The 22,075-nt window shown below is 67.8% G+C and carries 21 protein-coding genes; 13 read left to right on the top strand and 8 right to left on the bottom strand.

Translation table 11 applies throughout. The annotated features are described in order from the left end of the window. The first annotated feature begins 9 nt into the window (after positions 1 to 9). The 9 genes from ACODR1_RS06245 (at position 10) to flhA (ending at position 10,658) form a co-directional block, all read left to right on the top strand. Positions 10 to 738, top strand: a complete 729-nt coding sequence (locus tag ACODR1_RS06245) for a flagellar hook assembly protein FlgD (protein ID WP_488879670.1) — start codon at positions 10 to 12, stop codon at positions 736 to 738. Positions 739 to 871: 133 nt separating this feature from the next. Further along, positions 872 to 2,551 carry a flagellar hook protein FlgE gene (flgE, locus tag ACODR1_RS06240; protein WP_488879669.1) on the top strand — a complete coding sequence of 560 codons (1,680 nt, stop codon included), beginning with the start codon at positions 872 to 874 and terminating at the stop codon, positions 2,549 to 2,551. A gap of 168 nt (positions 2,552 to 2,719) precedes the next feature. Next, a complete protein-coding gene (gene sciP / locus ACODR1_RS06235) occupies positions 2,720 to 3,001 on the top strand; it encodes a CtrA inhibitor SciP (protein WP_007675208.1) in 282 nt (93 codons plus the stop codon). 238 nt (positions 3,002 to 3,239) lie between these two features. After that, complete coding sequence (gene fliF, locus ACODR1_RS06230; protein WP_488879668.1) at positions 3,240 to 4,904, top strand: flagellar basal-body MS-ring/collar protein FliF; 1,665 nt, start codon at positions 3,240 to 3,242, stop codon at positions 4,902 to 4,904. Positions 4,905 to 4,908: 4 nt separating this feature from the next. After that, positions 4,909 to 5,925 carry a flagellar motor switch protein FliG gene (gene fliG, locus ACODR1_RS06225; protein ID WP_058346610.1) on the top strand — a complete coding sequence of 339 codons (1,017 nt, stop codon included), beginning with the start codon at positions 4,909 to 4,911 and terminating at the stop codon, positions 5,923 to 5,925. 10 nt (positions 5,926 to 5,935) lie between these two features. After that, on the top strand, positions 5,936 to 6,583 hold the full coding sequence (locus ACODR1_RS06220) for a FliH/SctL family protein (protein WP_488879667.1): 648 nt from the start codon (positions 5,936 to 5,938) through the stop codon (positions 6,581 to 6,583). A 5-nt stretch (positions 6,584 to 6,588) separates the two neighbouring features. Further along, on the top strand, positions 6,589 to 6,921 hold the full coding sequence (fliN, locus tag ACODR1_RS06215; RefSeq protein WP_058346608.1) for a flagellar motor switch protein FliN: 333 nt from the start codon (positions 6,589 to 6,591) through the stop codon (positions 6,919 to 6,921). Positions 6,922 to 7,015: 94 nt separating this feature from the next. Beyond that, on the top strand, positions 7,016 to 8,398 hold the full coding sequence (flbD, locus tag ACODR1_RS06210) for a sigma-54-dependent transcriptional regulator FlbD (RefSeq protein ID WP_488879666.1): 1,383 nt from the start codon (positions 7,016 to 7,018) through the stop codon (positions 8,396 to 8,398). Positions 8,399 to 8,540: 142 nt separating this feature from the next. Beyond that, complete coding sequence (gene flhA, locus ACODR1_RS06205) at positions 8,541 to 10,658, top strand: flagellar biosynthesis protein FlhA (RefSeq protein WP_116488120.1); 2,118 nt, start codon at positions 8,541 to 8,543, stop codon at positions 10,656 to 10,658. Positions 10,659 to 10,867: 209 nt separating this feature from the next. Here flhA and ACODR1_RS06200 read toward each other — a convergent pair whose 3' ends face one another. Genes ACODR1_RS06200 through ACODR1_RS06180 form a run of 5 tightly spaced genes read right to left on the bottom strand, consistent with a single transcriptional unit; the run spans position 10,868 to position 14,173 of the window. Further along, positions 10,868 to 11,362: a GNAT family N-acetyltransferase gene (locus ACODR1_RS06200; RefSeq protein WP_488879665.1), complete on the bottom strand. Its 495-nt coding sequence runs from the start codon at positions 11,360 to 11,362 to the stop codon at positions 10,868 to 10,870. Between the two features lie 3 nt (positions 11,363 to 11,365). Then, complete coding sequence (locus ACODR1_RS06195) at positions 11,366 to 11,899, bottom strand: AAA family ATPase (protein ID WP_488879664.1); 534 nt, start codon at positions 11,897 to 11,899, stop codon at positions 11,366 to 11,368. Positions 11,900 to 11,926: 27 nt separating this feature from the next. Next, complete coding sequence (locus ACODR1_RS06190) at positions 11,927 to 12,103, bottom strand: hypothetical protein (RefSeq protein WP_101718037.1); 177 nt, start codon at positions 12,101 to 12,103, stop codon at positions 11,927 to 11,929. 39 nt (positions 12,104 to 12,142) lie between these two features. Next, positions 12,143 to 12,577, bottom strand: coding sequence for a c-type cytochrome (locus tag ACODR1_RS06185; protein WP_488879663.1), 435 nt, complete (start codon positions 12,575 to 12,577; stop codon positions 12,143 to 12,145). Between the two features lie 3 nt (positions 12,578 to 12,580). After that, positions 12,581 to 14,173: a flavin monoamine oxidase family protein gene (locus ACODR1_RS06180; protein WP_488879662.1), complete on the bottom strand. Its 1,593-nt coding sequence runs from the start codon at positions 14,171 to 14,173 to the stop codon at positions 12,581 to 12,583. A gap of 228 nt (positions 14,174 to 14,401) precedes the next feature. On the opposite strand from ACODR1_RS06180, the gene ACODR1_RS06175 reads away from it, so the two are divergent. Continuing rightward, positions 14,402 to 15,136: a DUF3800 domain-containing protein gene (locus tag ACODR1_RS06175; protein ID WP_488879661.1), complete on the top strand. Its 735-nt coding sequence runs from the start codon at positions 14,402 to 14,404 to the stop codon at positions 15,134 to 15,136. Positions 15,137 to 15,245: 109 nt separating this feature from the next. On the opposite strand, the gene ACODR1_RS06170 is transcribed toward ACODR1_RS06175, so the two are convergent. Next, a complete protein-coding gene (locus tag ACODR1_RS06170) occupies positions 15,246 to 15,887 on the bottom strand; it encodes a glutathione S-transferase family protein (RefSeq protein ID WP_488879660.1) in 642 nt (213 codons plus the stop codon). Between the two features lie 121 nt (positions 15,888 to 16,008). Between ACODR1_RS06170 and ACODR1_RS06165 the strand changes: the two genes are divergently transcribed. The 3 genes from ACODR1_RS06165 to ACODR1_RS06155 are packed head-to-tail and all read left to right on the top strand — an operon-like array spanning position 16,009 to position 19,605. Then, positions 16,009 to 18,036: a TonB-dependent receptor plug domain-containing protein gene (locus tag ACODR1_RS06165; RefSeq protein WP_488879659.1), complete on the top strand. Its 2,028-nt coding sequence runs from the start codon at positions 16,009 to 16,011 to the stop codon at positions 18,034 to 18,036. An 11-nt stretch (positions 18,037 to 18,047) separates the two neighbouring features. Continuing rightward, positions 18,048 to 18,572, top strand: coding sequence for a homogentisate 1,2-dioxygenase (locus ACODR1_RS06160; protein WP_488879658.1), 525 nt, complete (start codon positions 18,048 to 18,050; stop codon positions 18,570 to 18,572). 16 nt (positions 18,573 to 18,588) lie between these two features. Further along, positions 18,589 to 19,605, top strand: coding sequence for a cytochrome-c peroxidase (locus tag ACODR1_RS06155; RefSeq protein WP_488879657.1), 1,017 nt, complete (start codon positions 18,589 to 18,591; stop codon positions 19,603 to 19,605). Here the strand turns inward: ACODR1_RS06155 and ACODR1_RS06150 are convergent. Together ACODR1_RS06150 and lepA are read right to left on the bottom strand one after the other, a co-directional pair. Further along, on the bottom strand, positions 19,602 to 20,138 hold the full coding sequence (locus ACODR1_RS06150) for a RebB family R body protein (RefSeq protein WP_488879656.1): 537 nt from the start codon (positions 20,136 to 20,138) through the stop codon (positions 19,602 to 19,604). The genes ACODR1_RS06155 and ACODR1_RS06150 overlap by 4 nt on opposite strands. A 120-nt stretch (positions 20,139 to 20,258) precedes the next feature. Further along, the gene (lepA, locus tag ACODR1_RS06145) at positions 20,259 to 22,067 is read right to left on the bottom strand and encodes a translation elongation factor 4 (protein ID WP_101718043.1); all 1,809 of its coding nucleotides are present in this window, start codon (positions 22,065 to 22,067) and stop codon (positions 20,259 to 20,261) included. Positions 22,068 to 22,075: the final 8 nt, after the last annotated feature.

Below are 22,075 nucleotides of genomic sequence, written 5' to 3'. Positions count from 1 at the left end.
TTTAGCGTCATGGCCACGACCAGCGCGACGTCCGGCACCTCGGTGATCGACAAGATCAACAACTCGAGGAACCAGCTGGCCAGCAGCGAAGAGACCTTCCTCAAGCTGCTGACCACGCAGATGAAGAACCAGGATCCGTTGTCGCCGATGGATTCCAACGCCTTCACCGGCCAGATCGTCCAGATGACGGGCGTCGAGCAGCAGCTGGTCACCAACGACCTGCTGGCGGCCCTGGTCGGCATGAACGACGGCGGCATCGCCGACGCGGTCAACATGATGGGCAAGCAGGCCACGGCCGAGACCGACACCTCGGTGCTCAAGGACGGCAAGGCCAACTGGAGCTACACCATCGGCCGCAACGCCACTTCGGTGAAGATCGAGGTGCTCGACAAGTACGGCGCCGTGGTCGCCACCAAGCTGCCCGACGACATGAGCAAGGGCGACCACACCTTCGAGTGGGACGGCAAGGACAGCACCACCGGCGTCCAGCAGCCCAACGGCGCGGCCTACACCCTGCGCATCACCGCCGTCGACGGCGAAGGCACGAAGATCGCCACCACCAACAAGGGCCGCATCGAAGGCATCGTGACGGCGGTGACCAGCGAGAGCGGCCAGAACATGGTCACCATCGACGGCGTGAAAGTGCCGATCAGCCAGGTGATCGGCGTCACCAACCCTCCGGACAAGACGGCGGACGCCTCGGACAAGACGCCCGAGGACACCGCAGAGGCCGCCTAAGGCCTCCAACGAATGAACCGGGCGTCAGAATGACGCCGACGCGGTTCCCAACCGAGCCAGACGGCCGACCCGGAACCCAAACGCAAACTGCGCTGAACCCCGCCAAACAAACCTCACGAGCAGGATTTCAGTCATGTCCATCAACAGCGCCATGCTCTCGGGCGTCTCCGGTCTGGTCGCCAACTCGTCGGCCCTGGCCGCGATCTCGGACAACATCGCGAACGTCAACACCGTCGGCTACAAGCGCTCGTCGGCCAATTTCTCGACGCTGGTCACTTCGCAAAGCAAGAACAACACCTACAGCGCCGGCGGCGTGAAGTCGCTGACGCACCAGTTCATCAGCCAGCAGGGCCTGACCCAGTCGACGACCTCGAGCCTCGACCTGTCGATCGCCGGCTCGGGCTTCTTCGTCGCCACCGAGAAGCCGGAAGGCCTGACCGCCACCGACACCCGCTCGTTCACCCGCGCCGGTTCGTTCCAGCTGGACAACCTGGGCTACCTGAAGAACGACGCCGGCCTTTATCTGCAGGGCTGGCTGGCCGACCCGGTGACCGGCGCCATCACGCCCGATCCGTCGGACCTGACCCAGCTGTCGTCGATCAACGTCGGCAGCGTCGGCGGCACCGCCGAGAAGACCACCCGCGTCGGCGTCAACGCCAACCTGCGTTCGGAACAGGCCGTGTCGGCCGCCGCCAACGCCCTGTCGACCAAGACGGGCGTCGCCGACTCGAACGCCGTCACGGCCGACTACGCCGTCCGCTACAGCCCGACCGGCAACGGCAACGAATATCAGGTCGAAGTCCGCCGCGCGGGCGTCGTTGTCGACACCGGCACGGCCGTGTTCGACCCCGCCACGGGCGCCCTGACCAGCTACACCCCCACCGGCGCGACCGTGCCGGCCGGCTCGATCAACGCCGGCGGCGGCGCCACCGTGTCGTTCGCGGCCCTGGGCCTGAACACCAAGACCGACGCCGTGAACGCCGGCGCCTACGACCCGACCACCCGCTCGATGTCGGACTACGCCGAGGACCCCACCACCGGCGTCAAGCCGGACTTCGAGATCCAGATCCCGGTCTCGGACTCCAAGGGCGGCCAGCGCACCGTCACCCTGTCGCTGCTCAAGGGCCCCGGCCCGAACGAGTGGTTCGCCGAACTGCGCGCCAAGCCGGGCGACCTGGACAACAACACCAACGGCCTGATCAGCTCGGGCAAGATCACCTTCACCACGGACGGCAAGCTGGCTTCGGTCGGCAACCTGTTCGGCGGCGTGACCCCGACGGCGATCCACATCGGCGCTTCGGACCCGACCGCCACGGGCGCGGGTCCGCGCTGGGCCGACGGCCTGGGCATCGACTCCCAGGACATCCAGATCGACCTGGCCAACGCCGCCGGCGGCCTGACCCAGTATAACAGCCAGTCGGTCGTGCAGTCGGTGAACACCAACGGCACCGCGTTCGGCAACCTGACCAACATCGAGGTGGATGAAGACGGCTACGTCTCGGCCATCTTCGACAACGGTGTGACTCGCCGGATCGCCCAGGTGGCCATCGCGACCTTCTCGAATCCCAACGGCCTGAAGGGCGTTAATGGCAACGCCTACCGCGTCACCAATGAAAGCGGCACCTACAGCCTCAAGACCCCGGGCCAGGGCGGCGCAGGTTCTCTGGCTCCCTCGACGCTGGAAGCTTCGACTGTCGACCTGTCGACTGAATTCACCGGCCTGATCACTACGCAACGCGCGTACTCGGCCTCGTCGAAAATCATCACTACCGCTGATCAGATGCTGGAAGAACTTCTGAGCATTAAGCGCTGATCATAGGTATTAACTTGTATTAATCAGAGTGTGTCACATCGATACACTCTGGTGGATGGAGGAAGTCCCTTGTTTAGGTCTTTCTTTACTACCGGAATTAAGCCGTCGTTATTCCCCGGCGCCTATATTCCTCGTCAACAGTGATGGTTGTGGGAAAGGCGTAAAGCCATGTTGCAGCAGCAGCGCACGAACAGCCGGGGTGAAAAGTACGTCATCGGTCCGACCGGTGCGCCTCTAACCCTGTCGGATCTTCCGCCCCCGGAAACCCAGCGTTGGGTGATCCGGCGAAAGGCAGAGGTGGTGGCCGCCGTCCGCGGTGGTCTCCTCTCGCTCGACGAGGCGTGTGATCGTTACAAGCTGACCAACGAGGAATTCCTCGCCTGGCAGCAGTCGATCGATCGCCACGGTCTGGCGGGTCTGCGGACCACCCGGCTTCAGCAGTACCGCTAAACGGCGGAAAAACTGAAAGGGCGCGAGGGGTTATGCTCCGTAAAGCGCCCGAACGGTCTGATCAGCGGCCGCGCCCCCCAGGGCGCGGCCGCGACCATTTGGCGCCTATGGAGGCGGGTTCTCGCCTCAAATCTAAAGCCGTCGTTAACCATCGACTGGGTAAATCCTGCCTAGCGACGGCGGACTTCCATCCGTCTCGCTTGCGATCCGTTCGGACGCAGTTTGAGGGACAGGCCCAGTGGATAAATTCCTGAGCGCGATTCAGAAGTTCGGCGTCGGCCGACTGGCCGCCCTGGCGGGCGTCGCCGTCGGCTCCATCGCCGTGCTGGCCGCGGTCGTGATGATGCTGGGCAAGCAGCCGAGCGAGCTGCTGTATTCGAATCTCGACCTCAAGGAAGCTTCGGCCGTCACCCAGGCGCTGGACCAGGCTGGCATCAAGTACGAGACCAAGGGCGACGGCTCGACCATCATGGTCGCCCGCGACAAGGTCAATTCCGCCCGCCTGCTGGTTTCGGGCAAGGGTCTCGTGACCTCGGGCTCGATCGGCTACGAGATCTTCGACACCGGCAACGCCATCGGCCAGACCGACTTCGTCCAGCAGCTGAACCGCCAGCGCGCCCTGCAGGGCGAGCTGGAACGCACCATCCGCGGCTGGCAGGGCGTGCGCGACGTCCGCGTCCACCTGGTGCTGCCCAAGCGCCAGCTGTTCGAGGAAGACGCCGAGCAGCCGTCCTCCGCCGTCACCATCGGCACCGCCGGCCGCGAGCCGTCGTCGGACATGGTCGCCGCCGTCCAGAACCTGGTCGCCGGCTCGGTCCCGGGCATGAAGCCCGAGCGCGTCAACGTCATCGACGACCACGGCAAGACCCTGTCGGCCGGCGGCGACGAGAGCCTGGCCGGCCGCCTGGCCCAGGACCGCAAGTCCGAGGCCGAGGCCCGCATCTCCAAGAGCGTCAAGGAAATGCTCGACGGCGTCCTGGGCCCGGGCAAGGCCCGCGTCACGGTCACCGCCGACCTCGACCTGAACCGCATCACCACCCAGGAAAAGCGCTACGATCCGGACGGCCAGGTCGTGCTGTCGGAAAGCACCAGCGCCAACAACGCCTCCGAGACCAAGAACGACGACACCGGCGGCGTCACCGCCACCCAGAACATCCCCGGCGCCGCGCCGGCCGGCATGCAGCCGCTGGGCTCGACCTCGGGCGCCAATGAGACGACGACCAACTACCAGAACTCCGAAACCGTCCGCACCGAAGTGGTCGAGCCGGGTTCGATGAAGAAGGTCGCCGTGGCCGTGGCCGTGGACGGCGTCACCGCCGCTCCGGGCAAGGACGGCAAGCCGGGCGCCTACACCCCGCGCACCGCCGAGGAGATCGCCCAGATCGAAGAACTGGTGAAGACCGCCATCGGCTACGACGCCGCCCGCGGCGACCAGGTGAAGGTCACCAACATCCGCTTCCCGACCGCCGAGGACCAGGGCCTGGACGGCAAGGGCGGTCTGATGGCCGGTTTCGACAAGAACGACCTGATGCGCGTCGCCGAGATCGGCGTCCTGGCCATCGTCGCCCTGCTGATCCTGCTGTTCGCCGTGCGCCCGTTCATCAAGAGCCTGACCCAGCCGGCCGGCCAGCATCCGATCCAGCTGGCCCTGGGCCAGGGCGACCAGCCGGTGACCCGCCTGGTCACCCTGTCGGACGGCACGACCCAGCAGGTCGTCGTCGACCAGTCGGGCGAGCCGATCGCCATCGCCGGCCCGGTTTCCGACATCGACCAGCGCATCGACATCGCCAAGATCGAAGGCCAGGTGAAGGCCTCGTCGATCAAGCGCGTGTCGGAGTTCGTCGAGAAGCACCCCGAAGAGTCGGTCGCGATCCTGCGCAACTGGCTGCACGAGTCGGAGTGATCGGATGAAGGCCGCCGTCACAGACATCGCCAAGCTGGCCGGGCCCGAAAAGGCCGCCATCGTCCTGCTCGCCCTGGGTGAAGACCACACCAAGATCTGGGAAGCGCTGGACGACGAGGAGATCAAGGAAGTCTCCCAGGCCATGGCCAGCCTGGGCACGGTTTCGGCCAGCGTGGTCGAAGAGCTGCTGGTCGAGTTCGTCTCGGGCATGAGCTCGACGGGCGCGATCATGGGCTCCTACGAGCAGACCCAGCGCCTGCTGATGTCGTTCATGGCGCCCGAGAAGGTCGACCAGCTGATGGAAGAGATCCGCGGTCCGGCGGGTCGAACCATGTGGGACAAGCTGGGCAACGTAAACGAGGCGGTGCTCGCCAACTACCTGAAGAACGAATACCCCCAGACCGTCGCTGTCGTGCTGTCGAAGGTGAAGAGCGACCACGCCGCCCGCGTTCTGGCCTGCCTGCCGGAAGACTTCGCGCTGGAATGCGTCACCCGCATGCTGCGCATGGAGCCGGTGCAGCGCGAGATCCTGGACAAGATCGAGCAGACCCTGCGGATCGAGTTCATGTCGAACCTGGCGCGCACGTCCAAGCGCGACAGCCACGAGATGATGGCCGAGATCTTCAACAACTTCGACCGCCAGACCGAGGCCCGCTTCATCGCCGCCCTGGAAGAGCGCAACCGCGAGGCGGCCGAGCGCATCCGGGCCCTGATGTTCGTGTTCGAGGACCTGTCGAAGCTGGATCCGGGCGGCGTGCAGACCCTGCTGCGCGCCACCGGCAAGGAGCAGCTGGCCCTGGCCCTGAAGGGCGCCTCGGACAAGCTGCGCGAGATGTTCTTCTCCAACATGTCCGAACGCGCCTCGAAGATCATGCGCGAGGACATGGAAAGCATGGGTCCGGTGCGTCTGAAGGACGTCGACCAGGCCCAGGTCGCCATGGTCCAGATCGCCAAGGACCTCGCCGCCAAGGGCGAGATCATGCTGGCCGGTTCGGGCAGCGACGACGAGCTGATCTACTGAGGCGCGCGGGATGAGCAACGGAACCTATCAGCGCTTCGCCTTCGACACGGTCTTCGACGACCGTGGCGGGGTGGCCTACGAGGCCCCCAAGGTGAAGAAGAGCTTCACGCCAGAAGAGGTCGAGGCCGCTCGCGCCGAAGCCTTCGCCGAGGGCGAGCGTTCGGCCGTGGCCCGCGCCGAGCAGGAGGCCGCCCAGGCCATGAACGCGATCGCCCACGCCGTGCACGGCGCGCTGGCGACCCTGACGGCCGTGGCCCACGAGCACCGCGAGCATTCGGCCCGCCTGGCGCTCGCCTGCGCCAACAAGATCGCCGACGCGGCTCTCGACCAGTTCCCCGAGGCCCCGGCCTCGGCGGCCCTGCTGGCCCTGGCCCGCGAGGTCGAGGCCCAGCCCAAGCTTTCCGTCCGCGTCGCGCCGCACTTGGTCGAGCGCACCCAGGCGGCCCTGGAGCAGACCGCCCAGGCCATCGGCTTTCCGGGCGCGATCGTCGCCCGCGCCGACGGCGCCCAGCCCCCCGCCGCCTTCGTCCTCGACTGGGGCGATGGCCGCGCCGAGTTCAATCCCGACGAGGCGGCGCAGCGCGTCGCCCAGGCCCTGGAAGCCGCCATCGCGGCCGAGGGCCTGCACGCCGAACCCCTGCTTCCTAGCGAAGGCTGACCGCCATGTCCGACGACCTGACCCTCAACGATTTCAACGGCGGCATGCTGGCCTCGGAAATCCCGGTCGAACTGAGCGACAAGATCGCTTCCGACCTGGCGCCGGTGTTCGACGTGCCCGTCAACATCTCGGCCGTGCTCGGCCGCTCGAACATGTCGGTGGCCCAGCTGCTGCAGTTGCAGGCCGGTTCGATTCTCGAGCTGGACCGCAAGGTCGGCGAGGCGATCGACATCTACGTCAACAACCGCCTGGTCGCCCGGGGCGAGGTCGTCGTCGTCGACGAGCGCCTGGGCGTGACCATGACGGAAATCATCAAGGACGGCGACGCCGCGGGCTGATCCCCGCAGCTTCTCGTCCACCCCAGTCCGCGCCTTCTGAAAGAGGGCGAAGCAGTAGAAGATCGGTCCGGAAGGGCCGCCCGGAGACAAGACAATGCGCCTCTTGGTCGTTGGTAAACTGAACGGTCAGCTCTCGGTCGCCGTGAAGATGGCGATGAACGCCGGGGCCAAGGTTTCGCACGTCGAGACGACGGAGCAGGCGACCAACGCGCTGCGGGCCGGGCAGGGCGCCGACCTGATGATGGTCGACTACGGCCTGGACATCGCCGGCCTGATCGCCGCCAACGAAAGCGAGCGCATCCGGGTGCCGGTCGTGGCCTGCGGCGTCGACGCCGATCCGATGCGCGCCGCCGGCGCCATCAAGGCCGGGGCCAAGGAATTCATCCCGCTGCCGCCGGACGCCGAGCTGATCGCCGCCGTCCTGGCCGCCGTCACCGACGACAACCGTCCGATGATCGCCCGCGACCCCAACATGGAGCAGGTGATCAAGCTGGCCGACCAGGTCGCGCCCTCGGACGCCTCGATCCTGATCACCGGCGAAAGCGGTTCGGGTAAGGAAGTGATGGCCCGCCACGTCCACGCCAAGTCGCGTCGGGCCAAGGCGCCGTTCATCAGCGTCAACTGCGCCGCCATTCCCGAGAACCTGCTGGAAAGCGAGCTGTTCGGCCACGAGAAGGGGGCCTTCACCGGCGCCCTGGCCCGCCGCATCGGCAAGTTCGAGGAAGCCAACGGCGGCACGCTGCTGCTGGACGAAATCTCGGAAATGGACGTGCGTCTGCAGGCCAAGCTTCTGCGCGCCATCCAGGAGCGCGAGATCGACCGCGTCGGCGGCACCAAGCCGGTGAAGGTCGACATCCGCATCCTCGCGACCAGCAACCGCAACCTGGCCGAGGCGGTCAAGGAAGGCGTGTTCCGCGAAGACCTGCTCTATCGCCTCAACGTCGTGAACCTGGCCCTGCCGCCGCTGCGCGAACGCCCGGGCGACATCATCAATCTGTGCGAGCACTTCGTGAAGAAGTATTCGGCCGCCAACGGCATCGACCTCAAGCCGATCTCGGCCGAGGCCAAGCGTCGCCTGATCGCCCACCGCTGGCCGGGCAACGTGCGTGAACTGGAAAACGCCATGCACCGCGCGGTGCTGCTGTCGACCGGCGCCGAGATCGAGGAGTTCGCCATCCGCCTGCCGGACGGCCAGCCCCTGGCGCCGGCCCCCGACGCAGCCGTGGCCCGCGGCGCCTCGATGGCGGCGGCCGAGGCCGTGGCCAGCGCCGCCGCCCGCAGCTTCGTCGGCCAGACCGTGGCCGAGATGGAGCAGACGCTTATCATCGACACCCTGGAGCACTGCCTGGGCAATCGCACCCACGCGGCCAACATCCTGGGCATCTCGATCCGCACCCTGCGCAACAAGCTCAAGGAGTACGGCGACGCCGGCGTCAACGTGCCCCCGCCGCAGGGCGGCGTCGGCGCGGCCGCCTAAACCTCAAGTGTAGAATCTGTTCGGCGCCCGCGACGATCGGTCCGGCGCCGAACATGGCTAATTTCGATTAAGGAGATGGCGGGCCGTCACAAATCGCTTCAAGCGGAACGGTCCACCTCAGTCGACAGCAGCAAGGCTTTCCATGGCTGACGCCGCCGCCCCCAAGGCCGCTTCCTCGATCCCCAGCGCCAGGTCGCTGTGGGAAGGGATCCTGCGCGGCGAGATGGGCCTGGCCGTCGGCGTCGTGGGCATCATCGTCCTGCTGATCCTGCCGGTGCCGCCGGCGCTGCTCGACATCCTGCTGGCCGTGTCGCTGACCGGCTCCGTGCTGATCCTGATGACGGCGGTGCTGATCAAGAAGCCGCTGGAATTCACCTCTTTCCCGACCGTCCTGCTGGTCGCGACCCTTTACCGCCTGGGCCTCAACATCGCCTCGACCCGCCTGATCCTGGGCAATGGTCACGAGGGCGGCCACGGGGCCGGCGCGGTCATCGCCGCCTTCGGCAACCTGATGATGCAGGGCAACTTCGTCATCGGCGTGATCATCTTCATCATCCTGGTGGTGGTGAACTTCATGGTCGTCACCAAGGGTTCGGGCCGCATCGCCGAAGTGGCCGCGCGCTTCACCCTGGACGCCATGCCCGGCAAGCAGATGGCCATCGACGCCGACCTGTCGACGGGCCTGATCGACCAGGACCAGGCCAAGATCCGCCGCAAGGAACTGGAGCAGGAAAGCACCTTCTTCGGCGCCATGGACGGCGCCAGCAAGTTCGTGAAGGGCGACGCCGTCGCCGGCCTGATCATCACCGGCATCAACATCGTCGGCGGCATCCTGATCGGCGTCGTGCAGCACAAGGTGCCGATGGGCGAGGCCGCCTCGACCTACACCCTGATGACCATCGGCGACGGCCTGGTCAGCCAGATCCCGGCCCTGATCATCTCGATCGCCGCCGGTCTGGTGGTGTCGAAGGCCGGCGTCGAAGGCAGCGCCGACAAGGCCCTGACCACGCAGCTGGCCATGAACCCGGTCGCGCTGGGCATGGTCTCGGCCTCGTCGGGCGTCATCGCCCTGATCCCCGGCATGCCGCTGCTGCCGTTCGCGGGCCTGGCCGTTGGCGCGGGCTTCCTCGCCTATCGCCGCGCCCAGCAGGCCAAGGAAGCGCCGGCGAAGGAGGCCGCCGCCGCGGCGGCCGCCGCGGCAGCCGAGGCGCCTTCGGAGCCCGAAGAGGAGCCGATCAGCGCGGCCCTGGCCATCGACGACGTCAAGATCGAGCTGGGCTACGGTCTGCTGACCCTGATCAACGACCTGGAAGGCCGCCGCCTGACCGACCAGATCCGCGCCCTGCGCAAGACCCTGGCCACCGAGTTCGGCTTCGTCATGCCGCCCGTGCGCATCCTCGACAACATGCGCCTGGCCAACCAGGGCTACGCCATCCGCATCAAGGAGATGGAAGCGGGCCTCGGCGAAGTGCGCCTGGGCCACCTGATGGCCATGGATCCGCGCGGCGGCCAGGTGGAGCTGCCCGGCGAGCACGTGCGCGAGCCCGCCTTCGGCCTGCCGGCCACCTGGGTCGCCGACGACCTGCGCGAGGAGGCGACGTTCCGCGGCTACACGGTCGTGGATCCGGCCACGGTGCTGACCACGCACCTGACCGAGATCCTCAAGGAGAACATGGCCGACCTGCTCTCCTACGCCGAGGTGCAGAAGCTCCTGAAGGAGCTGCCGGAAAACCAGAAGAAGCTCGTCGACGACCTGATCCCCGGCGTCGTCAACGCCGCCACGATCCAGCGTGTGCTGCAGGCCCTGCTCAAGGAGCGCGTCTCGATCCGCGACCTGCCGCAGATCCTGGAAGGCATCGGCGAGGCCGCCCCGCACACGGCTTCGGTCACCCAGCTGGTCGAGCAGGTGCGCGCGCGCCTGGCCCGCCAGCTGTGCTGGGCCAATCGGGGCGAGGACGGCGCCCTGCCGATCATCACCCTGTCGGCCGACTGGGAGCAGGCCTTCGCCGAAGCCCTGATCGGGCCGGGCGAGGACAAGCAGCTGGCCCTGGCCCCGTCGCGCCTGCAGGACTTCATCCGCGGCGTGCGCGACACCTTCGAGCGCGCCGCCCTGCAGGGCGAGTCGCCGGTGCTGCTGACCAGCCCGGGCATCCGCCCCTATGTCCGTTCGATCATCGAGCGCTTCCGCGGCCAGACCGTGGTGATGAGCCAGAACGAGATCCACCCCCGGGCCCGCCTGAAGACGGTGGGGATGGTCTAGGGACGGGCGAGCCGACTGCTTGCGCGATCCGTGGCGGACGTTGGATGCTCCCCCTCTGGGGGAGCTGTCGCGGAGCGACTGAGGGGGTAGGCGCCGCGCCGGCCCCCTCCGGCCCTCCGGGCCACCACCCCCAAAGGGGGAGGATCTCGTGCACCCTTAGCCGGCAGTCAGTTCTTCAGCTCCGCGGGGGCGTTGAAGGTCCCGGCGCCCTAAGCCCCGAACGCCGTGTGGTAGGTCACCGCGCCGCGCGGCGGGCGGCCCTTGAACACCAGCCGCTGCAGGTAGGGCGAGGACTCGCCGCCGTAGGTCAGGGCCTCGTCGGCCACGAAGCCGAACCGTTCGTAGTATTTGGGTGAGCCCAGCAGCACGCAGCCGGCCGCGCCGCGCGCTTCCAGCTGTTTCAGGCCCTCGCGGATCAGGGCCTGGCCAAGGCCCGTACCCTGCTGGTCGGGGCTGACCGACACCGGACCAAGGCCGTACCAGTCGCCTGACGAGACCTCGATGTCGACCGGCGAGAAGGCGATGTGGCCGGCGACCTGGCCGTCGACCTCGGCCACCAGCGATAGCGACAGCGCGCCCGCCGCGCGCAGGGCGGCGACGATCAGGGCCTCGGTCTGGCTGCTGTAGGGGCGGCCCAAGAAGGCGGCGGACGTCACCGCGCCGATGGCGGCGACGTCTTCGGGGCGCTCGGGACGGATCAGCATGGCTCAGGCTTCCAAGGTGGCGAGGACGAAGTCGGCGCGGGCGGCCACCGACGTCTTTGGCAGGACGACGACCTCGTAGTCGAGGGCGGGCAGGGCGGCTTCCAGGCGGCCATATTCCTCCAGCGCCGCGTCGAGGCCGTGGCGGCGCTCGGCGTCGGCGACGTGGATCTGCGGCCAGGGCGGGGCAAGAAAGACCCGGCGATGATAGCGGTGGGCGCGGTCCAGCGCCCGCAGGCTGGGCTCGCCGGTGGCGGCCTCCAGGGCGCTGGCGGCGTCGACCAGGCCGCGGTCGAAGAACACCCAGCCATGCAGCCCGCGCGCGGCCTCGCGATCGGCCAGGGCCAGCTCGACGGCGCGGCGGGCGAAGGCGGCGGGATCGTTCCAGGGCAGGACGGGGTCGTCGGGGCCTTTCGCATGCCGGACGATGCGGCGGCCGGGCTCCTCGACGACGGCGTAGCCGCGGGCGGCCAGCTGCGCCAGCAGGCTGGACTTGCCGCCGCCCGAGCAGCCGGTGATCAGGACGAAGTTGTCGGCCATGAGTCGCCCTCCGGCCGTGATCCTAGCCTAGCGGGTCATCCAGGGGCGCGACTTGCCGGTCGGCGCGACGGCGTCGGCCTTGTCGACCTTGCCGCTGGAGGCCTTGGGCCCGTGGCCATGGCGACCCTGGGCGGCCTTCTTCAGGCGCAGGGCGCGCTGCATCGGGGTTTCGTTCGGCGGGGCGTCGTTGGTCTCGTTGCTCATCGGCGCGCTGTAGCACGCCTGGACGCCCCGCGCCCGCGCTTAGTGCCCTCCCGAGCGGTCCGGGTGGGGAACCTTCGCCACGTCGGCGGCCGTCACCGGCTTGGCGTAGGCGTTGCCGAAGTGGGTGCGCACATAGGTGACGACCTGCGCGATCTGGTCGTCGTCCAGCGTGCCGGCGAAGGGCGGCATGCCGCCCTGGCCGCGCACGACCACCATGGAGACGTAAGGCACGGCGGCCAGTTTCGGATTGCCGGCCAGGGCGGGAATCGTCCCCGCGCCGGTTCCGCCCTTGGCGTCGGCCATGTGGCAGGCCTGGCAGACGGCCTCGTAGACCTGCTGGCCGGTGATCGGCTTTTGCACGCGGACCACGCCGCCGCCGGTGTCGCCGCCGGGCGGGGCCTGGGCGACGGCGGGGATGGCGCAGGCGAGGGCGGCGATGAGCGCCGACGCCGCGACGAGAACGGGACGGGTCATGCTTCAGGCCTCCAGGGCGCGCTTGTGCAGGCGGGTGATGGCGTCGAGAGACGAGAGCAGGGCGCCCTCCATCCAGCAGCCGACATAGGAGGCGTGCTCGCCGGCCAGCACGATCCGCCGGTCCATGGCCACCAGGGTCTGGTAGTGCTCTTTACGGGTCTCCTCGGTCCAGCGGGCGCAGCAGCCCAGGGCCCAGGGCACGCGGCTCCAGGCCACCGAGGCGCCGTTCGAAAATTCCTTGCGATAGCTCTGCGGGTGCAGGACCGAGCCCTGTTGCAGGGCGACCTCGATGCGCTGCTGCGGCGTCATGCCGGCCAGGCGATAGGCCCCCATCTCGCGGGCGAAGGCCCCCAGCAACACGGCCGGCCCGTTCCCGAACAGATTGTTGTTGGGATAGGAGATCAGGGCGATCTCCTGGTCGGTGAAGCTGTGGCCGCCGTAGATGGAGTCTTCCTCCTCCCAGAACCGCCGTTTCATCTCCAGGCCGATCTTCACCTGGCCCGAATAGGGCACGGCCTTGATGGCTGCGGCCAGGTCGTCGCTGATCTCGCTGTCGATCTGGCCGAGGATGGAAAGTGGAATGGTGCAAACGCACCAGTCTGCTTTGGCGGTCTCGACCTTGCCCGTGGCGGTGTCGCTGAAGGTGACGGCCACGCCCTTGTCGTCCTGGGCGATCTTCGTGACCTTGGCGTTGAAGGTCGTCAGGCCCTCGACCTGCCTGGCGAAGGCCTTGCCGATCATGTCCATGCCGCCGACCGGCTGGAACATGGTGGTCTGCATCTCGTGACCCATGAAGAAGGCCATCGAGGTCCAGACCTGCGGGTCGAGCACGTCGTGCAGGGCGTAGAGGTCGGACGGGATCGGCGCGCCGTCGATGCCGCCGCCGGGCGGCCGGTCGTAGCCTCGGTGGGCCGAACTGCGCAGGCCCTTGGCGTAGCGATAGTCGCCGTCGAGCATGCCCCAGCCCTTCAGGGCCTCCAGCAGCTTTTCTCGGTCCTCGGGCGTGACCGCATCATCCAGCGCCTTGGTGTTGATCGATTTGGCCAGCAGCTCGGCGACATTGCCCTCGAAGTCGGCCGCGGCCGACTTGAAGCGCACGGGCTTGCCGTCGAACGCGGTCGAGGAGTGGACCCAGGTGTTGTGGTTGAACTGGATGAACGGCTCCAGCACCACGCCGAACTGCTTGCAGTAGTGAAGCAGGGTGCGGTGATGGTGCGGGATGCGCCACGGGCCGGGGTTGAAGTAGTTGCCGGTCGCGAAGCCGACCTTCTGGGTCGCGCCGCCCAGCTCGGTATAGGTGTCGCCGCCCCGCAGGGACCAGTTCCGGCCGCCCGCGCGGCCCTGGTATTCGAGGATCCGCACCTTGTAGCCGGCGCGGGTCAGCTCATAGGCCGCCAGCAGGCCGGCGAGGCCCGCCCCCAGCACCAGCACCGAGGCGCCGGGCCTGGCGCCCCCAAGGTTCGGCGGGCCGTGGAACTGGGTCTCGGCGGCGTGACCAAGGGTGGTCATGGCCTGGTACAGCGCCGCCGTGCCGCCCACCTGGGCGATCGCGGTCAGCAGCTGTCGTCTGGTCGGTACGCGGACTCCGTCTGGCATCGTGCTCGGCCCTATCCCCTTCGCCGCCGCCCGCGACCGGGCGGCTCGCGAGGCCGAGCTAAGCAGGGCGGCTTGCGCCCCCGCCGCCCACTTTGTTGGCGTGGCGAGCGGATGGGTTCGCGGATCACCGTTCCGCAGCGTTCGGACGATGGGGCTGCGCAGGAAACGGGCAGGCTGGAAGCGGGGGCTCGCCTTGGTTAGGGTTTCTCTCGTTAAGCGGGAGTCGCCTTGAGCTTCGCGGATTGCATCGTGTTCGCCGACGAGAGCGGGTCGCCGGTCCTGGAAAGCCCGGACCCGACCTTTCCGCTATTCGTCTTGAATGCTGTCCTGGTCGGCAAGGAGGCCTATGCGGCAACGATCGTACCTCGCCTGCAGCGCCTGAAGTTCGACTTCGTGGGTCATGATCAGTTGATTTTGCACGAGCGAGACATTCGTCGTCAGCAGAATGCCTTCGCCTTTCTCCAGGCGAGCGTGGAGAAGCGAGAAGCCTTTATCGAGCGCATCAACGAGATCGTGGCGATCAGTGATTTCGAGATCGTTGCGGCTGTGATCGACAAGGTCCGGCTGGTTGATCGCTATGCCGATCCGTGGAGTCCCTACGAACTCGCGCTGCATTTCTGCCTGGAGAAGTTGCTGGAGCGTCTTCTTGCGTTGGGGCAAGCAGGGCGGCTCGTACATGTCGTCTTCGAAGGCCGTGGGCGGAAGGAGGATGCGGCCCTGGAGCTGCACTTTCGGCGTATTGTCTCCAACGAAGTACGCTGGGGCTATCGGCAACCCGATTTCAGGCAGGTTCTCTGGGAGCCGCTATTCGTCGACAAGAAGAGCAACTCGTCGGGCCTGCAGTTGGCGGATCTTATGGCCAGACCGATCGGATTGAAGGTTTTACGGCCGGTGCAGGAGAACAGGGCGTTCGAAATTCTTCGACCCAAACTGGCGTTCGGCGGCCTGAAGATCTTTCCATGAAGCAGAAGGGCCCCCGAGAGATCCCAGGAGCCCGACGCCGACCGAGAAACCCCAGTCCATTTGCAATACATAATAGTCGCTGAGAGCTGTCTCGGCAACGCCCGGCGATCTACGGAACCTCAGGCACCGCCCACGGAGCGAACGCCTGCCGGCTCTTCAGGCGGGCGTAATAGGCCTCGACCGCCGGCAGGGCGTCGCGGTCGATGGGGGAGGCGGCCCAGCGGTGGACCGAGACGCCCAGCACCACGTCGGCCAGGGTGAAGGTCTCGCCGGCCGCGAAGGCGCCGGTGCGCTCCAACTGGCGATCGAGCAGGGCCATGGCGCCGTTCCAGGCGCGGACGCTGGCGGCGATCTGGGCCGGGTCGTCGAAGCCGGGCATGCGGCGCACGAGGCCCGCGAAGGCGTAGCGCCAGGCGGTGTTCAGCTCGGTGGCCTGCCAGTCCATCCATTGCTCGACGGCGGCCCGGCCGCGTGGCTCGGTCGGCAGCAGGGCTTCGCCGCCGACGTGGCGCGAGGCCAGATAGCGGCAGATGGTGTTGGATTCCCACAGCGGCCCGTGCTCGTCGATCAGCACCGGCACCAGGGCCTTGGGATTGAGGGCCAGGAAGGCCGGATCGCTCGTCGAGGCATAGCCCATGCCCCAGTCCTCGCGCTCGTAGGCGAGATCAAGCTCGCCGCAGGTCCACAGCACCTTGCGGACGTTCAGCGACGAGGTGCGGCCCATTATCCTGAGCATGGGGATCTTGAGCATGTGGCCTCCTGAAGCGCCTTGATCTCTAGCATTTCGGAGACGGGCGGCCGGCGGAGAAAATCTGCAAGGCGCGGCGGGCGGCGACTCGTTATGTGGTTGGCTTACATAACGAGGGGATTTCATGCTGTTTCGCTCCGTACTGCTCGCCGGTTCGCTGCTGGCCGGCGCCGCCCACGCCCAGGGCGACGTCTATGCGCTGGGCGAGGTGCAGGTGACCGCCCGCAACGCCGCCGGCGAAACCGTGGGCGGCAGCACGGTCAAGGGCGAGGCTCTGCGCAAGTTCGACAAGGCCAGCGTCGACCAGGCGCTGGACCTGATCCCGGGGGCGGCGGCGGGCAACAGCGGCGGCTCGCGCAACGAGCGGCTGGTGTTCATCCGCGGTTTCGACCGCTTCCAGACCACCCTGTCGATCGACGGCGTGCGGGTGTTCCTGCCGGCCGACAACCGCATCGACTTCGCGCGCTTCCTGACGGCCGACCTCTCCGAGGTCCAGGTTTCCAAGGGCTATGTCTCGGTGCTGGACGGTCCGGGCGGCCTGGGCGGGGCGATCAACCTGGTCACCCGCAAGCCGTCGCAGCCCTTCGAGGGCGAGATCCGCCTGGGCGCGGGCTTCGACGGCGACGGCTCGCTGAACAGCAACACGGTGTCGGGCCGCATCGGCGGCAAGACCGACCGATTCTACGTCCAGGCCAGCGGCGCACGCAGCGAGCGCACCCACTGGCGGCTGCCCGACGACTACAAGGCCACGGCGCTGGAGAACGGCGGGAACCGCGACCACTCCGAAAGCGAGGACTGGCGGGTCAATCTCAAGGCCGGCTTCACGCCCAACGCCACCGACGAATACTCGATCACCTACGCCCGCCAGGAGGGCGAGAAGAACGCGCCCTACCACGTCACCGACACGGCCAGCACCCGTTACTGGTCCTGGCCCTACTGGAACATCGACAGCCTGGCCCTGCTGACGCGGACGCAGATCGCCGACAACGCCGTGCTGAAGGCCCGCGTCTATCGCAACACCTTCGAGAACGCGCTCTATTCGTGGGACAACGCCCGCCAGAACAGCCAGATCCTGGGGCGGGCGTTCCGCTCCTATTATGACGACGTGGCCTATGGCGGGAACCTGGAGCTGGACGTCGACGTCACCGCCAGCAACACCCTGAAGGCCGCCGCCTTCTACCGCCGCGACGAGCACGTCGAGTGGCAGCAGAGCTTCGCCCCGGCCGGGACCGAACCGCGCCAGACGGTGATCGAGGACACTACCTCGGTCGCCCTGGAGGACACCCAGCGCTTTGGCGACAAGGTCGACCTGGTGGTCGGCGTGTCGCGCGACCGCCGCGACCTGGTCACAGCCCAGGACTACAACTCGAACGCCTTCGTCTTCTATCCGCTGACCGACGACGTGGCCTGGAACGGTCAGGCGGCCCTGGTCTGGCGGCCGCTGCCCGACGTGCAGCTGCATGGCAGCGTCTCGTCGCGCGCCCGCTTCCCGACCCTGTTCGAGCGCTATAGCGCCCGCATGGGCCAGGCTGTGCCCAATCCGGACGTCAAGGCCGAGCGGGCGATCAACTACGAGCTGGGCGGCGCGGTCGACTTCACGCCGCTGCTGAAGATCGAGGGGGCGGTGTTCTACAGCGACGTGCGCGACGCCCTGATCTTGATCCCCGTGGCGCTGGGGCCGCCCTATGGCACGGTCAACCAGACCAAGAACGCCGGCGACGGCGAGTATTACGGTCTGGAAGGCGCGGCGACCTTCAAGGCCGGCGACCACCTGACCCTGGGCGGCAACTACACCTACCTGCACCGCAAGCTGACCGACCCGACCAACGCCGCCTTCCGCCCGACCGGCACGCCGGACCACAAGCTCTTCGTCTATGCCGACTGGACCCTGAACGACCGCCTGTCGCTGACGCCCAGCGTCGAGGCGGCGTCCAGGCGCTGGACGGTGACCTCGAGCTCGCTGGTCAGCCCCGCGCGCTACTACCGCACCGGCGGCTACGTGCTGGCCAACCTGACGGCCCAGGTGACGGTGACGCCGAAGATCGACGTCATCCTCGGCGCCCGCAACCTGCTGGACCAGAAGTACCAGCTGGTCGACGGCTTCCCCGAGGAAGGCCGCAACTTCCGCGCCGACCTGCGGGTCAAGTTCTGAGGAGCTCCGACATGCGTCTTGCCCTGATCCTCGCCGCTGGCCTCGCCCTGGCCGCGCCGGCCGCCTTCGCCCAGACGACGCCGGACGCGGCCTGTGCGCCCGGCGTCGAGGCCGGTCTGCCGCCAGAGCTGGCGGCCTGGTCGGCCAGGGCCCCGCTGGCGGCGGCGACTTCGTTGGCTGGACTGCCCAGGGCCGTGCTGGCGCCCGGCCATGCCTATGCCGCCGCCCTGTCGCCGACGCCGGACGTCGCCTACGCCGTCCAGCCGGAAAAGCCCGGCGGCACGGTCAGCAGGGGCGGCCTGTTCTCGCTGAAGGTCGAGACGGCGGGCTCCTATGTGATCGCGCTGGGGACCGGCGCCTGGATCGACGTGCTGAAGGACGGCGCGGCCCAGCGCTCCACCGCCCATGGCCGGGGTCCGGCCTGCTCGACCGTGCGCAAGATGGTGACCTTCGACCTGACGCCCGGCGACTACCTGATCCAGATCTCGGCCAACGCCCAGGCCGAGCTGCCGATCATGGTCGCCCGCAAGCCCTGACGCGACGGGGAGGGGCGTGAAGCTGGAGGCCTATGGCAAGGCGCTGGCCCTGGCGGCCGGCCTGTTGCTGACCGCCGCCTTCGCGCCCGCCGCCGTATCGGGCTTCGACTGGAAGCTGCCGGCGGGCGCAGCGCCGCCACCGGTTCCGGCCGACAATCCGATGTCGGAGGCCAAGGTCGCGCTGGGGCGCAGGCTGTTCTACGACGCCGACCTCTCGATCGACGGCACGATGTCGTGCGCCACCTGCCACGAGCAGCGGCGCGGCTTCACCGACAGCAACCGCACCCATCCGGGCGTGCATGGCGACCCGGGCAAGCGCAACGTCCAGACCCTGGCGAATGTGGGCTACTTCCGCGCCCTGACCTGGGGCGATCCGGGCGTGAAGACGCTGGAAGCCCAGGCCCTGATCCCGATCGCCGGAACCAAGCCGGTCGAGATGGGCTTTGCCGGCCAGGAGGCCGTGCTGACCGCGCGTCTGGCCGGCCAGGGCTGCTATCGCAGGATGTTCGGCGAAGCGTTTCCGGAAGCCGGCGGCGAGGTCAGCATGACCACCATCGCCAAGGCCCTGGCCGCCTTTCAGCGCACGCTCGTCTCGTTCGACAGCCCCTATGATCGGCGTCGACGCGGCAAGGCGGTCGCGGTGTCGGCCGAGGCCTTGCGCGGCGAGCGGCTTTTCAAGGCAACCTGCAGCGGCTGTCATGCTGGGCCGCTGTTCACCGACGCCGACAAGGCCCGCTTCCACCGCATCGATGCACCGTTCACCGGTGACCAGGGCCTCGCCGATGTCACAGGCGAGGCGGCCGATGCTGGGCGCTTCCGCACGCCTTCGCTGCGCAATGCAGCCCTGAGCGCGCCTTATCTGCACGACGGCTCGGCCCCGACGCTGGAGACGGCGATCCGCCGGCACCGCGTGGCGATGCGGCTGGAGGATCGCCAGGTCGCGGAGCTCGTCGCGTTTCTGGGTACGCTGACCGAAGAGGCCTTCGTCACCGATCCGCGGTTTTCCCTGCCCAAGTCTGGGTGCGGATCCTAGTCTTCCGGAATGGTCCCCGCCGCAGCCGCCAGGGCGGCCGCGGCCGCGGCTTGAAATTGGGCTGCGACCTGGGTCTGGGCGATGGCGGCTTGGAGGGCTTGGGCGGCCCGTTGCATCGCCGCCTGCACTGCCGCGTTCGCCGACGCCATGGCGGCTTGAGCGGCTTGGTTGGCCTGTTGCATCGCCGCCTCCTGCGCCGCCAGGGCGGCTTGGATGGCCTGTTCCATCGCCGCCTCGGAAGGGGCGCTCGGCGGTGCAGGCGGGGTGGCGGCAAGGATATTCTGGGTCGCCTCGCCGGCGCTGGCGGTATCGACCGACAGCAGCGTCGAGACGCCCTGCGTCGTCGAGGCCTGCATCGTCACGTTCGACTGCTGCTGGCTTTCCGTCGCGTTGTGGGCGGCGTTCGCCAGGGCCTGGGCGGTGGCCTGGAACAGGTTGCCCATGGCGATGGCGGGCGCGTCGCCCAGAACCTTGGTGTTCACCTGGCTGACGGAGTCGGTGATCTGGGCGTTGACGTTGGTCGGGAAGGCCATGGCGCGTCTCCGTACTGGATCGGGCGGCCTTCAAAGGAAAACCGCGGCTCATCCACTATGGATGGCCGCGGCTTTCGGAATAGGAAATTTCGCACAAGGGAGGGCGCAGGGCCCCGACCATCAATCCTCGTCCATCTTGAGGGCGGCGATGAAGGCTTCCTGCGGGATCTCGACCTTGCCGAACTGGCGCATCCGCTTCTTGCCTTCCTTCTGCTTGTCCAGAAGTTTGCGCTTCCGGCTGGCGTCGCCGCCGTAGCACTTGGCGGTCACGTCCTTGCGCAGGGCGCGGACGGTCTCGCGGGCGATGATCCGGCCGCCGATGGCCGCCTGGATCGGGATGACGAACATGTGCTGCGGGATGAGTTCCTTCATCTTCTCGCACATGCCGCGGCCGCGGCTTTCGGCGCGGCTGCGGTGGACCAGCATCGACAGGGCGTCGACGGGCTCGCTGTTGACCAGGATCGACATCTTTACCAGGTCGCCGGCGCGATAGTCCTCGAGCTGGTAGTCGAAGCTGGCGTAGCCCTTCGAGATCGACTTCAGGCGATCGTAGAAGTCGAACACCACCTCGTTCAGCGGCAGGTCGTAGATGACCATGGCGCGGTTGCCGACGTAGGACAGCTCGCGCTGCATGCCGCGACGGTCCTGGCAGAGCTTGATGACGCCGCCCAGGAACTCGTCCGGGGTGAAGATCGTCGCCTTGATCCAGGGCTCGGCGATCTCCTCGATCTGCATCACGTCCGGCAGGTCGGCCGGGTTGTGCAGCTCGATCTCTTCGCCGTTGCGCATCTTGATCTTGTAGACCACCGAGGGGGCGGTCGCGATCAGGTCGAGGTCGAACTCGCGGCTGAGGCGCTCCTGGATGATCTCCAGGTGCAGCAGGCCCAGGAACCCGCAGCGGAAGCCGAAGCCCAGCGCGGCCGAGCTTTCCATTTCGAAGGTGAAGCTGGCGTCGTTCAGGCGCAGCTTGCCGACGGCGGCCCGCAGGTCCTCGAAGTCGGCGGCGTCGACCGGGAACAGGCCGCAGAACACCACCGGCACGACTTCCTTGAAGCCCTTCAGCGGTTCGGCCGTCTGCTTCTTCTCGTCGGTGATGGTGTCGCCGACGGCGGCGTCGGCCACTTCCTTGATCGAGGCGGTGAAGAAGCCGACCTCGCCCGGGCCCAGCAGCGCCACGTCGGTGGCCTTGGGCGTGAACACGCCGACCTTGTCGATGCGGTGGGTGGCGCCGGTCTGCATCATGCGGACCTGCTGGCCGGCCTTCAGCGTGCCGTCGAAGATGCGCACCAGCACGACCACGCCGAGATAGGCGTCGTACCAGGCGTCGACCAGAAGGGCCTTCAGCGGCGCGTTGACGTCGCCCTTGGGGGCGGGCAGGCGGGTGACGATGGCTTCCAGCACGTCGGGAATGCCGATGCCGGTCTTGGCCGAGCACTCGACGGCGTCGCTGGCGTCCAGGCCGATGACGTCCTCGATCTGGGCCTTGACGCGATCGACGTCGGCGGCCGGCAGGTCGACCTTGTTGAGGACCGGCACGATCTCGTGGTTGTTGTCGATGGCCTGGTAGACGTTGGCCAGGGTCTGGGCTTCCACGCCCTGCGAGGCGTCGACGACCAGGATCGAGCCTTCGCAGGCGGCCAGCGAGCGCGACACCTCGTAGGCGAAGTCGACGTGCCCGGGGGTGTCCATCAGGTTCAGGACGTAGGTCTCGCCGTCGGCGGCCTTGTAGTTCAGGCGCACGGTCTGCGCCTTGATGGTGATGCCGCGCTCCTTCTCGATGTCCATGTTGTCGAGAACCTGGGCGCTCATCTCGCGCGCGGTCAGGCCGCCCGTGGTCTGGATCAGGCGGTCGGACAGGGTCGACTTGCCGTGGTCGATGTGGGCCACGATCGAGAAATTGCGGATTTTATCCAGGGGCGTAGAGCTCATGCGCGTGC

The organism is Caulobacter sp. FG7, from assembly GCF_057808875.1.
Note: the sequence above shows the minus strand (reverse complement) of the source record. Positions and strands in the feature narration are given on the sequence as shown.

Coding starts and splice junctions, on each gene's coding strand:
- ACODR1_RS06160 (WP_488879658.1), top strand. CDS start 18,048: ATGCGTCTTGCCCTGATCCTCGCCGCTGGCCTCGCCCTGGCCGCGCCG.
- flhA (WP_116488120.1), top strand. CDS start 8,541: ATGGCTGACGCCGCCGCCCCCAAGGCCGCTTCCTCGATCCCCAGCGCC.
- ACODR1_RS06165 (WP_488879659.1), top strand. CDS start 16,009: ATGCTGTTTCGCTCCGTACTGCTCGCCGGTTCGCTGCTGGCCGGCGCC.
- ACODR1_RS06180 (WP_488879662.1), bottom strand. CDS start 14,173: ATGCCAGACGGAGTCCGCGTACCGACCAGACGACAGCTGCTGACCGCG.
- flbD (WP_488879666.1), top strand. CDS start 7,016: ATGCGCCTCTTGGTCGTTGGTAAACTGAACGGTCAGCTCTCGGTCGCC.
- ACODR1_RS06245 (WP_488879670.1), top strand. CDS start 10: ATGGCCACGACCAGCGCGACGTCCGGCACCTCGGTGATCGACAAGATC.
- ACODR1_RS06200 (WP_488879665.1), bottom strand. CDS start 11,362: ATGCTGATCCGTCCCGAGCGCCCCGAAGACGTCGCCGCCATCGGCGCG.
- ACODR1_RS06195 (WP_488879664.1), bottom strand. CDS start 11,899: ATGGCCGACAACTTCGTCCTGATCACCGGCTGCTCGGGCGGCGGCAAG.
- ACODR1_RS06185 (WP_488879663.1), bottom strand. CDS start 12,577: ATGACCCGTCCCGTTCTCGTCGCGGCGTCGGCGCTCATCGCCGCCCTC.
- sciP (WP_007675208.1), top strand. CDS start 2,720: ATGTTGCAGCAGCAGCGCACGAACAGCCGGGGTGAAAAGTACGTCATC.
- lepA (WP_101718043.1), bottom strand. CDS start 22,067: ATGAGCTCTACGCCCCTGGATAAAATCCGCAATTTCTCGATCGTGGCC.
- ACODR1_RS06190 (WP_101718037.1), bottom strand. CDS start 12,103: ATGAGCAACGAGACCAACGACGCCCCGCCGAACGAAACCCCGATGCAG.
- ACODR1_RS06150 (WP_488879656.1), bottom strand. CDS start 20,138: ATGGCCTTCCCGACCAACGTCAACGCCCAGATCACCGACTCCGTCAGC.
- fliG (WP_058346610.1), top strand. CDS start 4,909: ATGAAGGCCGCCGTCACAGACATCGCCAAGCTGGCCGGGCCCGAAAAG.
- flgE (WP_488879669.1), top strand. CDS start 872: ATGTCCATCAACAGCGCCATGCTCTCGGGCGTCTCCGGTCTGGTCGCC.
- ACODR1_RS06220 (WP_488879667.1), top strand. CDS start 5,936: ATGAGCAACGGAACCTATCAGCGCTTCGCCTTCGACACGGTCTTCGAC.
- fliN (WP_058346608.1), top strand. CDS start 6,589: ATGTCCGACGACCTGACCCTCAACGATTTCAACGGCGGCATGCTGGCC.
- ACODR1_RS06170 (WP_488879660.1), bottom strand. CDS start 15,887: ATGCTCAAGATCCCCATGCTCAGGATAATGGGCCGCACCTCGTCGCTG.